Genomic DNA, 12,534 nt, shown 5'->3' with positions numbered 1-12,534 from the left:
GATCCCCCTCCCGTCATTCGGCCATCACTTCGATCCGGTCGAGTTGCCAGATGCTGCGTGCGTAGATCGTTTCGGACTGGAAATCGGGGTTGGCGTCGTAGGGATAGATCACCCAAAGCGGCCCCTTGTCGCGAATGCCCATGGCCTCTCCGTTGAGCTTGTACGCAATGATCGGCCCGTCGGGCGTGGCATCGGCCACGGGTATCGTGACGGAATAGTCGTTGATCGCGGTCGCCGCCAGCGTTCCGCCCTCCACCCCGAGGTGATCGAGCAGCGTGTCCAGCCCGACGCCCGTGAACTGCTGGTCCCCATCCGTCCAGATCGTCGTGGTATCGATGGTGCGGCCGTCCAGGGCGGTGAGCATGTCCATGTCGAACCGGGCGACCCCGTCGCCATTTGTCTCCGAAATATTGCCGCTGACCGTAAGAACGACCTCGCCTTCGGGTTGGGCAAGCTCCCCGGCGATGGCGGTGCCGGGCCATGACACGAGCGCCGCGAGGGTGGCTGTTCCGGTCAATCTGGCCAATGTCGCAATCATATCCTCATCCCTTCGCGTTCAGACCGCTCAATCAATACCATGGAGGACCGAGCGGATCAGAGGGTTAATGGTATAGCGACCTATACGATCGGATAGGTCGCCCGACTGGCGGCGTGGTACCGCCGCGGATCAGTAGGCACCGCGCCCGGCGAGGACGGCGCGAAACGTCATCAGGATCAAGGCCATGTCCAGGAGCCAGGTCCGCGAGGCGACGTAGGCGAGGTCCATGTCGAACATCTTCTCCGCCCCGATCTCGGCTCGCCCGGAGACCTGCCACAGGCCCGTCAGACCCGGGCGCACCGACAGACGGCCATGGGCGCGCTCGGGAAACGCCGCGACTTCCTGTGGGAGGGAGGGGCGCGGACCCACGACCGACATCTCGCCCTTCACGATGTTGATGATCTGCGGCAGTTCGTCGATGGAATACCGGCGCAAAAAACGGCCGACGCGGGTCACGCGCGGATCGCGCCGGGACTTGAAGAAGATGCCATCGCGGTCGGAGCCGGCCAGCAGGGCGGCGCGGCGGGCCTCGGCGTCGATGTACATGGAGCGGAACTTCAACATCTTGAACGGCCGTCCATCGCGCCCGATCCGGGTCTGGCGGAAGAACACCGGCCCACGGCTGTTGAGCTTGACGGCGAGAGCCGCCAACAGCAGGAGCGGAGAGAGCGCCAGCAGCGCCGTACCCGCAAGCGTTATGTCCATGGACCGCTTGATCGCGGCGTTGCCGTCTGCGGCCGCAATCGCATGGCGGGCAGCGCGCGCCATGAAGGTGACATTGCCGACAAGGTAGCGGCCGGCCATGCGCCGGGGCTCCATCGCCAGGCGCCACGCCCATTCCATGCGGGAGCGACGCACAATTTCGGGTGCCCGGCGGACGCGGCCGGCCAGGAAGTCAAACAGGGCGCCGACGCCGAGGCTCAGGCGCGGGGCAAGACGGTGGGCGTTCTGGGCCAGCCATATATCCTGACGGGGCACCCCCATGGCGACGATCAGGATGTCGGCACCGGAGGCATTGATCGCGGCAATCGCAGCGTCGGTATCGGCCGCACCGGCATAGCCGTCCCGCGTGCCTGCAATGCGCAGGCCGGGGATGTCGAGACACAGCCGATCGGCCGCCTTGTCCGCAACTCCCGGTTCGGCGCCCATCAGGTAGACGGACATCCCGCGCCGGGCCGCTTCGCGCAGGAGGCGAGGGGTGAAATCCGTGCCGTTGAGGTTCGCCGTCAGGCGCCGCCCGGTCATCCGTGCGGCCAGGTCGACGCCGATACCGTCCGGCAGGATCGTGTCCGCCGTTGCCATCGCCTCGGCATAGGCGCTGTCCCGCGATAGGACATTGGCGCAATGGGCATTGAGGAATGCCACCCGGCGCTTGCCGCCATCGAGCAGGCGGCGGACGACGGAGGCCGGATCGGCATCGGCGACGTCCAATCCAAAGAGCTGCACGGTTCCGACACTGGGCGCAGCCGTTGTGGCTGGGCGGGCGATCTGCTGAGGGGCGGGTGAGATATAGCTTTGGGGGGAGATGGCGAGGGTCATCGGACGCTCCGTGAACGGGGTTTCGGTTGCCCAGAAAGGTTGCGTCCGGCGTCCCGTCTGACAACGAAGCGGACGGAGAGGGCGCGGGGAACAACGGCTCTCCGCCTCGCCGCCCGAAGTTCGCCGCCATCCGGAAGGTGAGGTCGTCCTGCCCACGCGTGACGGGGCGCACTCCCTTGGGATAGGTCCTCCCTTTGGATGGGCGCCGTTTCCACCCGTGACAAAACATGGCGTAACGCTATGATTTCCTCGCCAGAACGGCGGGAGGCGCAGATGAAGATACTGATTGCGGACGATCACGACCTGCTCCGCGACACGCTCGTGGCCTTCCTGGAAAACGAGAGCGACATTCAGACCGCGAGCGCCTCCACCCTCGACGAGGCGCTGGAGGCCATAGATCGGGACGATAGCTTCGATCTTGTCCTGCTGGATTACAACATGCCGGGGATGAGCGGCCTGGACGGATTGAAGCGCGCGATGGATGCCGGGCGGGGGCAACGGGTGGCGATCGTATCGGGCATGGCGGCGCGGGATGTGGCGGAAGAGGCTCTGGCTCTCGGCGCGGCCGGCTTTCTGCCAAAGACGCTCTCGGCCAAGTCCCTGGTCAATGCGGTGCGGTTCATGGCGATGGGGGAACAATATGCCCCCCTCGACTTCATGACCGCCGAGGTGGAAGCGCCGAAGAACGCGCTGGCCGACAAGCTGTCTCGGCGCGAGTTGCAGGTGCTGGAGGGGCTGACGCAGGGCAAGTCCAACAAGGAGATCGCCCGCGATCTCGACGTGCAGGAGCCGACGGTCAAGCTCCACGTCAAAACGCTCTACCGCAAGATTGGTGTGGCCAACCGCACCCAGGCTGCGATGGTGGCAAAGGATGCGGGTCTCTTCTGAGCCGCACCCCATCCGAAAGGATAGGTCGGTCTCCCGATGCCCTGACGGCTATCCCTCGGCGGCGCAGCGGTGACGGTCGCATAACGATAGATTTGGCGGCAAAGGAGAGCCGCCATGACCGATTGCACCGCCCTGCCACCCGAGACGGCCACCCCCTCGCGTCGCTTCAGGTTCCTGCGCATGCCACTGCGGGACCTGTCAGTCGCGCGCATCTTTCGCGGTGGGCGGGTCAACGATGCCGGCCGGCTTCCGCGCTACACCTTCCTGTTCCTGCTGGGCGCGTCCCTCGTCTGGGCGCCAATCACAGGGTATCTGAAGACCGCTCCGCTGCGATACACCTCGTCTATGTCGCTGATCCTGCCCGGCTCCGGGGCTTCCGCGTCCGTCAATCTCGATCGTATCGGTCAAGCGTCCTCCTTCGCCAACTCGCCCTTCGCCAGCAGCTCCGTAAGCCCCACGGAGACGTACAAGCGCCTTCTCGCGGCCGACCGGATCCGGGACGCCGCGGCCGCGACGCTGGATATGGTGCGGGCGGATTTCGGCGAACCGCGGGTGACGCTGGTCGACCAGACCGGCCTCATTCATGTGGAAATGACCGGCAATTCGCCCGCGGACGCGCAGGCGCGTGGCGATGCGCTGCTCGTGGCCTTTTATTCGGAGGTCGACGCGCTTCGCAGCGACGAACTGACGGTGCGCGAGGACGGCGGACGTGGGGCGCTGGAGGAATACCGCCGTTCCGTTGCCGCGACCCGCAGCGAAATCAGCCGACTTCAGCGGGAGACGGGGCTTATCAATGCCGGCCAATACGAGGAACTCGTGCGGGAAACCGACGTGTTGCGCGGAACGATCGCCCAGCTTTCCAGCGAGCTGACGGAACGGATCGAGGCAACAGAGGCGTTGAGGGTGACACTCGCCGTCAGCCCCGAGGCCGCCTCCGCGACGCTGAAGCTGCACGCCGACAGCGAATTCAATCAGATCATCGAGGAGATGAGCCGGCATGCCGCGAGCGTGGCCGAGGCGGAGGGACGGTACGGTCCGAACCACCCCTCCCTGAAGGCCGCGCGGGAGAGCCTGGACGCCACCCGTCTGCGGGCGCTCGACACCGCCGTCCGCATTACCGGGATGTCCGCGACCGAGGTGGCGCGGCTCGACCTTTCGCCGGTCGGCGGGCGGGCGGAGTTGCTGGCACGGCTGGTGGAGTACGACAGCGAGCGTGCCGGGCAGGCGGCTGAACTGGCCGCGCTGGAACAGCAGCTTGCCGGATTGGAGGCCCGCGTTCTCGACCTCATCGAACCGGCCGCGCGGCTGGAGGACCTGCAGCGCGACTTCTCCGTCGCCGAGGCGGTCTTCGCCTCCACGACGGCGCGATCCCAAACGTCCAAGGTGGATCTTTTCGCGTCCTACCCGCTGGTGCAGGTTCTGGAAAACCCCTCGTTGCCCGAGGCGCCCTCGTCGCCCAAGCGCAAGCTGGCCATCGCGGCGGGTGTCGCGGCGACGCTCTTTCTGCTGATGGGGCTGACGCTCGGCTGGATCCGCAGGCGCCTCATAGACCGCCTGCTGGCGGCCGGCAAAGGTGACCCCGGGGTGACGGCATGAACCGGCCGGCCCCGCTCCAACCCGCCAATCCGGCTGAGGCCCTGGTGCTCCGCACGCTCGCCTGGACATGGCCGTTCTATTTCCTGGGCGCGCTTTACGTTGTCGGCCCGGTTCTGGCCTGGTCGCTTGGCGGACTTGCAATGCTGTCGCTCTACCTCGGCCCGGCGATCCGGGCCGACTTGCGCGCGACCGGGGCGATCCCGCCGGTCGTCTGGGCGTGGATATTCGGCATGTTGGTGATGCTGGTGGCGCTCTGGGTGGGGCACCTCGACTGGGGGCTGGGTCTCAAGAAGACGATCAAATCGAGTATCGGCTGGGCCAAGGGCTGGGCGCTGATGGCGCTCTTCCCGCTTGTCGGTGCCATTCTGCCGATCCGCCGCGAGATCCTGTCCCGCGGACAATGCATCGTGGGCGTCTGGACGCTGGCGTTGCTGCCGATTCTTGCCGTCGCGCCCTATGCGGGCCTTCCGGAGCGCATCTTCACCTCGCCCCTCAAGGCCGTGGGCGGGCCCGGGCCGGAGTACTTCAGCGTCTACTTTTACACGTTCGATCCCGCCAGCTGGACCCCGCGCTGGCAGTTCTTCGCCCCTTGGTCGCCCTTCGCCGCCCTGCTCGGGGTGGTGATGGTGCTGTTTGCCCTTGAGGAGCGTGACAGCAAATGGCGCGCCGCCGGGATCGCGGCGGGCGTGGCAATGATCCTGATGTCGAAATCGCGGATGGGGCTGGTGGGGCTCGTCGCCTGCACGATCGGCCCGCGGATGTTGCCGCTGATCCTGCGCGGCTGGGCATGGCAGGTGGTGGCGGGGCTTGCCGCGTCTCTGGCCGTGCTCGGCCCCGCGCTCCTGCGCGGCCTTCATGACGGGGTGGCGGCCTTCAAGGGCGCGCGCGCCGACAGCACCCGGGTGCGGGAAACGCTCCAGCGCATTGCCGGCGAACGCTGGGAGAACGAGGCCTTCTGGTTCGGACACGGCACCGTGCAACCGGGGCCGCATTTGGTCGAGTACATGCCCATCGGCAGCCATCACACCTGGTGGGGGCTGCTTTTCGTGAAGGGTCTGGTCGGGTTCCTTGCACTCCTCGTTCCGCTCGTGTGGCAGACCTGCCTGGCACTGCTCGACGCCGCGCGCGGGCCGCGCGGGCGGTTGCCGCTCGGCATCGTGATGACGTTGGTCCTCCTGTCGATGGGCGAGAACGTCGAGATCGAAGCCTACATGATGTGGCCCGGGCTGCTCGTTCTGGGCATACACGCCCGCGAGCTGGCCGACGAACAGCTCGCGCGGCTCGCGACCCGCCTGTCTCAGGCCGCTGCCACCTGATCGTGGCGCCAGTGGGCGAGGTCGCGGTCGAACCGTTGCTCGACCCATGCGATATCCTCTTCCAGCGATCGGGCAAGTTGTCGCGCGACGTACGTGTCCAGAACCGGCCTGCGGCCTGCGTTGATCCGCTCGAGCGTCGCCTTCACTCTCCGTCGGCCGGCTTTCGGCAACAGGCGCGAGACTACGCGGGTCGCCTTTCCGGGGTGTGACAGCATCCGGCGCAAGCCGGGGAACCGGGCGGCGTTGGCCTGAGCTGAGGCGAGGTTGTGCCGCTCGTCGAGGGCGCCTTCCGGCCCGGCATCCAGCCCGAGAAACGCCGCGACACGGGCGAGGGTGGCCGCGGGGTCGTCCTCCATGTCCTCATGAAAAAGAACGCAAAGCCGATCTTCGGGGACCGCCGCTTCGAAGCGGGATATGATCCGCCGATAGCGGCCGCCCGCGGCATAGCCGAAGAAGGGCGACCAGCCATTCGCAAGGCGGTCGCCTTCCCGAGCAAGCGCCTCGCCGAAATCGGCTGTCGTCTCCAATCCGTCACGGACATGGTGGGCGAACTGGGAAAACGCCCGCCGCACCGGGTCACGCAAGATCAGCAGCACCTTCGCATCAGGCACCTCTGCCGCGATGCGAACGGGTGCGGTCGGGTCCAATGCGTAGACGGGAGAGGCGTCCAGGCCAAGGCGCGCGCCGGCCCCGGCGAAGAGGCGGGCGTAGTCGCCAGGATCTGTGACGATCCTGTCGAAATAGTCCGGATCGAACGGACCCGCTTTCGGCCGCGCATCGGTGCCCGCGAAGGCAAAATAGCCAGGCTCCTTGTGTTCGGGAATGAAGACGGACGGGTGACGCGCCATGGCTGCCCAAAGCGCGGTGGTTCCGGCCTTGGGCATCCCGGCGACGATGACATCGGGTCCCATGCGCGGGCTCGTTACAGCGCCGCTCATGCCGCGTCGCGGGACGTCGCCCCGCGGGCTCCGTCGATCAGGGCGTTCCACAGCCGGGGCGTCTCGCGCTGGCGTCGTTGCGCTTCCTCGCGCGCCCGAGCGGTGCCAATGTGCAGCGCCGGGCCGGCCTCCACGGCCCGCGCGATCGCCTCCCGCCAACTCTCGACCGTGTTGGACGAAACGGCCCGGGCCCCGGCTGCCACGTGATCCTCCAGTCCGTCGACCCGCGATACCAGAAGTGGCCGACCGGCAGCGCGCGCCTCGAGGGCCACGAGGCCATAAGCCTCCCACCGCGAGGGCATGGCGATCAGGTCGAGCTTGCTCATCACGCTGGCGGGATCGGGACTGAACGATTGGAAGGAGATCCTGTCGTCCCCTGCAGCCAGAGCTTCCAGGGCCACCCTGTCCGCGCCGTCGCCGATTAGGTGCAGGCGGATGTCGGGGTTTCTTGTCTCGCGAAAGGCCCGGATCAGGATGTCGAAGCCCTTCTGTTCGTCGAACCGCCCGATTGCACCGATGACCCGAGGCGTCCCGTAGCGTGGCGGCATGCGCAGGAAGGGCGCGAGATCCACGCAGGAGGGGATGACCGCCAGCGCCTCGCGCCGGACCAGCCCGCGTTCCGACAGCCAGCGCCCCTGCGCCTCGCTGACCGCAACGAGACGGTCGAAGAGCGAATAAGCCGTTCGAAGCAGGGCGAAGAACCGTGGCCTGTGGCGCACCTTCAGCCCCGTGAACGCGGCGGTATAGCTGTGCTCCACATGGATCAGCGTGCGATCGGCGTAGCGGGCGCGAAGAGCGACCAGTTGCGGCAGGTTCCGCCAGCTTACCGACAAGTGGGAGACGATGATGTCGTCGTCGAGCGCCGGAGCCGAGAAGCGGCCACGCGGCACGACCACCACCCGATGCCGGCCGAGGCCGGCCATCTCCGGGGACGCGAGCATGAAGTCGATCACGCGCGTGACACCGCCGGCGGTGGTGTCGTCGACGAGGTGGACAATGGTTTTGGCAGGCATGTTTCTTCTCCTCACGAAGTTTCGTTGGTCGGCAAGCCGCGCTTTCCGAGCGCGGCCCGCAGGGAATGGAAGCGATCCGACCCGAGACCGCCCAGAACGAGGGCTGCGGCCAGGGTGGTTGCGCTCTTGGCTGGTTCTTCCCAAAGCGGCCGGCGGGAGCTCAGCAGCGAGTGCTTGGCCAACCGCCCCGCCGCTGTGGCATCGCCGTCGCTGATGGCCCGGCGGCAGAGGTATCGCAGTTGATAGGCCCGGGCGGCCGGCGTGTGGCGGGCAAAGAAGCCCGGCGCCAGCGGGGACAGTTTTTCCACCAGCCGTTCCCAGGCCCTGAGCTGCGCCTCCGTGCTGGCCGAAAGGCCGCCGGAGTTGATGCGATAAAGCGTCAGATCGCCGGGAATGCCCTCGAAGGACCAGTCGGTGGTAAGGGCCATGCGCAGCCAGCACTCGATATCCTCCGACTGGCGGAAGGTCTCATCGAACCACCAGTCCCGGGTGTACTCGCCCGCCGGGCGCCACGCGATGGCATCGAGCGCGGCGCGGCGGATCACCGGCGCGGAGCCGTTGCCCACCGGATTGCGGCGAAAGATGTGGGCCGCGTCGATGCCCCGGAGCATTGGCCGCTGGCTGAGTCCCAGCGGCTTGCCGGTCTCGTCGATCATGGCGGAGCCGCTGAAGCTGACGCCGACGTCCGGCCGGGAGTCGAGGTGCCGCACGTGACGCTCCAGCTTGGCCGGGTGCCACAGGTCGTCGCTGTCGCAGAACCCGATGTAGTCGCCGCGCGCCGCAGCGATGCCGCTGTTGCGGGCGCCGGCAAGACCACGGTTGGACTGGGAGACGATCCGGAAGCGCGCGCCCTCGAACGGCGCGGCGATCGCGGCGGTGGCGTCGGTGGAGCCATCATCGACCAGAACGATTTCGTAGTCGTCGAACGTCTGTCGGAGAAGGGCGCGCAAGGTTTCGGCGAGGGTTGCCGCCACATTGTAGGCTGGAACGACGATGGAGGCCTTGGGCATGGGGGTGTCCTTTATGTCAGCGGGCATAGATCCGGCGGGCGAGCGGCTCCGGCACCAGCGGATCGATGACCGATGCCAGCGCCGTAAGCCCGCCGCGGCGGAACTCGGAGAAAAAACCCGACGGACTTTGCCGCAAGCCAGCAAGGGTGAGGCGCAGGGGGAGGAAGCGCCCGGATTGCAGCCGCAAAGCCCGCCGGGCGAGGTAGCGCAGGTGCACCGCCTCGTGACGACGCGACGGCGTGGCGCCCAGGCTCCGAGCGGTGGCCAACGCCGCCGCCCGGCCTGAACGCATTTTCGCCAGATCGGCCGAAAGGCCGCGCGTGTTGGCCCGGTAGTAGGTCAGGACCCGATCGATGCCCCGAAGCCGGTGACCGGCGCCGACGAAACGGATCAGCCATTCAAGGTCCTCGTTATGAACGAGCGCCTCGTTGAACCCGCCGGTGGCCGCGAACAGATCCCGCTGCACGGTGAGGTTCGACATCGTGCAGACGGGATTCTCGCCCAGCAGATCGCTTACTGTCAGCGGTCCGGACGGGACCCGGGAGATCGCACGGGCGTCGGCCTGCTCCCGCTCGAAGAAGGCGACGCGGGAAAAGCTGGCATCCACGGTGGCCGTTCGCAACGCGGCGGCGGTCACGGCGAGCTTTTCGGTCGACCAGATGTCGTCGGCGTCGAGGAAGGCGATATACCGGCCCCGTGCGCGAGTGAGCGCCGCGAAGTTGCGGGCCGCGCTCGGACCCTTGCCGGGATTGGCGACGCAGCGGATGCGCGGATCGGCTCGGGAGATGCGCTCGATCAGGGCGTTGCTCGCGTCGGTCGAGCCGTCATCGACGCAGATCGCCTCCCAATCGGTAAAGCTTTGCGCCGAAAGGCTGGCGAGCGTTGCCGGCAGGGACCATCCGGCGTTGTAGAATGGGATCACGACAGTGAAGACAGGCATGGATCAAACCTCCGCGGCTGCGGGTTTCAGGGCGCCGGCAAGCGGCAGGAGGGCGGCGAGAAGCTGGGTGACGGTCGCCGTGACGAGGTAGCCCCACGCGAGCGCCGTCAGGCCGTAGGGCGCCATGAGTGCCGTGTTGGCGATGAGCGCGGCCGTCATGGCGAGGGTCGCGACGAACTCCAGGTCCGGGCGGTTTTCGGCCCTGAGCCACTGGGCGGCCGCCGACCAGACGACGCCCGGGATGGCCGCGAGGCAGAGGATCGCGACGACACCGCTCAGGTCTTGCCACTCCGGGCCGAAAAGAACCGGCACATAGAAGGGTGCGGCCAGAGACTGGAGGACGACCATGGGGACGATGACCCGGAGCGCCAGAGTGAGGCCACGCTGCAGCGCCGAGGCGCGGTCGTCGCTGGCGCAAAGGTGCGGGAAGAGAACGCGGGCGAAAGCGAGGGCGAAGGAGTTGGCCAACCCGAGGCCGGCATTGAAGGCCATGAAGTAGAGGCCAAGGATCTCCGCGCCCATCAGGAGCCCGACAAGCAGCTTGTCGATCTGCAGGCGCAGCGCCTTGACGACCTCGACCCCCAGAACCGCCCCGCCGTAGGCCACGAACGGGCGCAGCGGTGCAAAGGGCTGTGTCCGGTCGGGCGACCACGGCCGAAGTCGGCGCACCGCGACGAGCCAGATCGGGGCCGACATCAGGCGCGGCAGGACCAGCGCGAGCGGACCTGGCCAGATCAGCGCGAGCGCAACGCAAGCGACGTTCGCCCCCACAACCTGCCCGGCAGAGATGGCGGCGGTCTGGCGCAATTTGCCCTCCCGCATGGCGAGGGCGACCTGGACGAGGCCCGCAGGCATGAAGAGGTACTCGGCGGCGAGGATCACGATCAGCATCGAGATCACGGCGGTCCCCCCGACAGCGAACAGGGCGCCAGCCACGGCAACTTGCAGGGCGAAGAGGCCCAGGCACCAGACCCAGAAGATCCGGCTGGCGGTGCGGCAGGTACTCTCCAGCGCGGCGTCCGGTGCAGCGATAATGCGCTGGACCGCGCCGTTCTCGGTCAGGGCTTTCAGGATATCCGAGGCGGCAAGGGCGGCTGCCGCGATGCCGATGGCCTCGGCCTCCATGGTGCGGGCCACGGCGATCACCACGAACAACCGGGACGCCTTGGCCGCCGCCTCGGAAACGGAGTAGGCCAGCAGGTCGCGGGCGAAGGGGCCGAGCCGGGCAATCTGGGAGGGGAACATCATTCTGTTTGGCCCTGTCGCGGTGAATGTGGCGGTTTGGCGGGTGACTGTGAGGAGATAGTAGCGTGGGGGGGACGGCCGGTGGTGTGCGCCGACGGACACCTTCGCGCCCACGCCGGAGAGGGTCCTATCCCTTCGGATAGACTTGCGACGGCGCACCGACTACTCTGACGCCGAGAGCAGAGCAGAAGAAGAACGGTCGTGAAACGGGCAACTGCTATCTTGATCGCTGTGAGCGGAGCTGTAGCGCTGCACGGCTGCGGCCCGCAGGGCAGGGCGACCAACCTCGAAACGGTGGATCGCACGAGCACGTCCTTTGCCTATCAGGCCCAGTACCGCGACCCCGTTCCGCGAAGCGCGGCGGCCGACTATCTCGTTTCCGAACGCATGAATGCCGAACGCTGCCGCCCCGCGGCGGGGGATGGCGGAGCGAAGGGGGCGCAGGTTCTGCCGCTTGAACTACGGCGGGAATCGCTCTCGCGCGGCGACCTCGTGGAGGTACATGTGGAGGGGGATCAGGCCGTTCTCGGAGAGGAGGCGATCTTTTCCGGCGACTACATCATCTCGCGAGAGGGCACGATAAAGATCCCCTTCATCGGCGCCTTCCGGGCCGAGAGCCGCACGCCCGAGGCCCTTTCCGCCGAGATTTCCCGCGCACTGCAGGCGGGGGGATACTACAACGAAGCGCCCAGGGTCTCCGTCTTGCTGTCCGATCTGGCCTCGGCGCGCGTATCGGTGTCGGGCGCCGTCTTCGAGCCAAGCCCGATCGACCTCGGCACGGGGGACGGCGCGGTCGTCAGCGAACGCCGGGAACAGGCCCGTGGCGCCTCCACGGAGGCGCGCAACCTGACCGTGGCGCTGCGCCGGGCAGGGGGCGTCCGCCCGGATGCGGACCTTTCGGCGGTGGAACTGCGCCGCGGCGGACGCAGCTACCGGTTCGATCTGCGCCCGGTGATCGAAGGGCGCGCGTTCGACGATGTGATGCTCCTGAGCGGCGACGAAATCGTGGTGCCGAGCCGCCTCTGCTTCCAAGACGATCTCATGGTGCCAAGCCCGATCAGCCCACCGGGCATCAGCCTGTTCCTTTCCAACCTCGTCGTGCCCACGCAAAGCAACGCCTCCGCTGCAATTGGACGTGAGGCACGACAGGTTCCCTACGGCACCCGGCTGCTTCAGGGCATCGTCAGCACGAACTGCGTCGGAGGCGCGCGGGCCACGAATGCATCCCGCACGGCGGCGCTGTTTTCCCGCAACCCGATCACGGATGTCTCCATCGTCATCGAGCGCAGCATCGAGGACATGCGCGTGCGCCAGGACCGGGACGACTATGATCCCTTCCTGCTGCCAGGAGACGCGATTGCCTGCTACGACAGCGGCGTGACCAACGTGACCGACGCGGCGCGGGTGCTGGGCATCGTTGGGGGCGCGGCACTGCTGGTATCGGCGCCCTGACCTGCCTGAGGGCCGCGCACGATACTTCATGAGCTAAAGCTCCGCCGCACGATGCCAAG

The 12,534-nt window shown here is 67.4% G+C and carries 11 protein-coding genes; 4 read left to right on the top strand and 7 right to left on the bottom strand.

The window, feature by feature from the left end; genetic code table 11:
- Positions 1 to 13 precede the first annotated feature (13 nt).
- Complete coding sequence (locus BM075_RS06670) at positions 14 to 538, bottom strand: putative pterin-binding protein (RefSeq protein WP_093359859.1); 525 nt, start codon at positions 536 to 538, stop codon at positions 14 to 16.
- Between the two features lie 129 nt (positions 539 to 667).
- The gene (locus BM075_RS06665; RefSeq protein WP_093359858.1) at positions 668 to 2,077 is read right to left on the bottom strand and encodes a WecB/TagA/CpsF family glycosyltransferase; all 1,410 of its coding nucleotides are present in this window, start codon (positions 2,075 to 2,077) and stop codon (positions 668 to 670) included.
- 273 nt (positions 2,078 to 2,350) lie between these two features.
- Between BM075_RS06665 and BM075_RS06660 the strand changes: the two genes are divergently transcribed.
- The 3 genes from BM075_RS06660 (at position 2,351) to BM075_RS06650 (ending at position 5,877) form a co-directional block, all read left to right on the top strand.
- Entirely contained in the window at positions 2,351 to 2,965 is a 615-nt protein-coding gene (locus BM075_RS06660; protein WP_093359857.1) for a response regulator transcription factor, read from the top strand.
- Positions 2,966 to 3,079: 114 nt separating this feature from the next.
- Positions 3,080 to 4,561, top strand: coding sequence for a GumC family protein (locus tag BM075_RS06655; RefSeq protein ID WP_093359856.1), 1,482 nt, complete (start codon positions 3,080 to 3,082; stop codon positions 4,559 to 4,561).
- Positions 4,558 to 5,877 carry a capsular biosynthesis protein gene (locus BM075_RS06650; RefSeq protein WP_093359855.1) on the top strand — a complete coding sequence of 440 codons (1,320 nt, stop codon included), beginning with the start codon at positions 4,558 to 4,560 and terminating at the stop codon, positions 5,875 to 5,877. The genes BM075_RS06655 and BM075_RS06650 overlap by 4 nt, the downstream gene beginning before the upstream one ends.
- Here the strand turns inward: BM075_RS06650 and BM075_RS06645 are convergent.
- The 5 genes from BM075_RS06645 to BM075_RS06625 are packed head-to-tail and all read right to left on the bottom strand — an operon-like array spanning position 5,859 to position 11,026.
- A complete protein-coding gene (locus tag BM075_RS06645) occupies positions 5,859 to 6,788 on the bottom strand; it encodes a sulfotransferase family protein (protein ID WP_177208266.1) in 930 nt (309 codons plus the stop codon). The two genes, BM075_RS06650 and BM075_RS06645, sit on opposite strands and share 19 nt — an antisense overlap.
- Positions 6,789 to 6,811: 23 nt before the next feature.
- Positions 6,812 to 7,828 (bottom strand): glycosyltransferase, encoded by a 1,017-nt coding sequence (locus BM075_RS06640; RefSeq protein WP_093359853.1) that lies wholly within the window; start codon positions 7,826 to 7,828, stop codon positions 6,812 to 6,814.
- 11 nt (positions 7,829 to 7,839) lie between these two features.
- Positions 7,840 to 8,838, bottom strand: coding sequence for a glycosyltransferase family 2 protein (locus BM075_RS06635; protein ID WP_093359852.1), 999 nt, complete (start codon positions 8,836 to 8,838; stop codon positions 7,840 to 7,842).
- A 16-nt stretch (positions 8,839 to 8,854) separates the two neighbouring features.
- Positions 8,855 to 9,778 carry a glycosyltransferase family 2 protein gene (locus tag BM075_RS06630; protein WP_093359851.1) on the bottom strand — a complete coding sequence of 308 codons (924 nt, stop codon included), beginning with the start codon at positions 9,776 to 9,778 and terminating at the stop codon, positions 8,855 to 8,857.
- 3 nt (positions 9,779 to 9,781) lie between these two features.
- Positions 9,782 to 11,026 (bottom strand): oligosaccharide flippase family protein, encoded by a 1,245-nt coding sequence (locus BM075_RS06625; RefSeq protein ID WP_245758757.1) that lies wholly within the window; start codon positions 11,024 to 11,026, stop codon positions 9,782 to 9,784.
- Between the two features lie 198 nt (positions 11,027 to 11,224).
- On the opposite strand from BM075_RS06625, the gene BM075_RS06620 reads away from it, so the two are divergent.
- Entirely contained in the window at positions 11,225 to 12,475 is a 1,251-nt protein-coding gene (locus BM075_RS06620) for a polysaccharide biosynthesis/export family protein (RefSeq protein WP_245758756.1), read from the top strand.
- Positions 12,476 to 12,534: the final 59 nt, after the last annotated feature.

The organism is Tropicimonas isoalkanivorans (genome assembly GCF_900112335.1).
In the GTDB taxonomy this organism is placed as follows: Bacteria; Pseudomonadota; Alphaproteobacteria; order Rhodobacterales; family Rhodobacteraceae; genus Tropicimonas; species Tropicimonas isoalkanivorans.
Note: the sequence above shows the minus strand (reverse complement) of the source record. Positions and strands in the feature narration are given on the sequence as shown.

Coding starts and splice junctions, on each gene's coding strand:
- BM075_RS06640 (WP_093359853.1), bottom strand. CDS start 7,828: ATGCCTGCCAAAACCATTGTCCACCTCGTCGACGACACCACCGCCGGC.
- BM075_RS06625 (WP_245758757.1), bottom strand. CDS start 11,026: ATGATGTTCCCCTCCCAGATTGCCCGGCTCGGCCCCTTCGCCCGCGAC.
- BM075_RS06660 (WP_093359857.1), top strand. CDS start 2,351: ATGAAGATACTGATTGCGGACGATCACGACCTGCTCCGCGACACGCTC.
- BM075_RS06645 (WP_177208266.1), bottom strand. CDS start 6,788: ATGGGACCCGATGTCATCGTCGCCGGGATGCCCAAGGCCGGAACCACC.
- BM075_RS06650 (WP_093359855.1), top strand. CDS start 4,558: ATGAACCGGCCGGCCCCGCTCCAACCCGCCAATCCGGCTGAGGCCCTG.
- BM075_RS06670 (WP_093359859.1), bottom strand. CDS start 538: ATGATTGCGACATTGGCCAGATTGACCGGAACAGCCACCCTCGCGGCG.
- BM075_RS06630 (WP_093359851.1), bottom strand. CDS start 9,778: ATGCCTGTCTTCACTGTCGTGATCCCATTCTACAACGCCGGATGGTCC.
- BM075_RS06665 (WP_093359858.1), bottom strand. CDS start 2,077: ATGACCCTCGCCATCTCCCCCCAAAGCTATATCTCACCCGCCCCTCAG.
- BM075_RS06635 (WP_093359852.1), bottom strand. CDS start 8,838: ATGCCCAAGGCCTCCATCGTCGTTCCAGCCTACAATGTGGCGGCAACC.
- BM075_RS06655 (WP_093359856.1), top strand. CDS start 3,080: ATGACCGATTGCACCGCCCTGCCACCCGAGACGGCCACCCCCTCGCGT.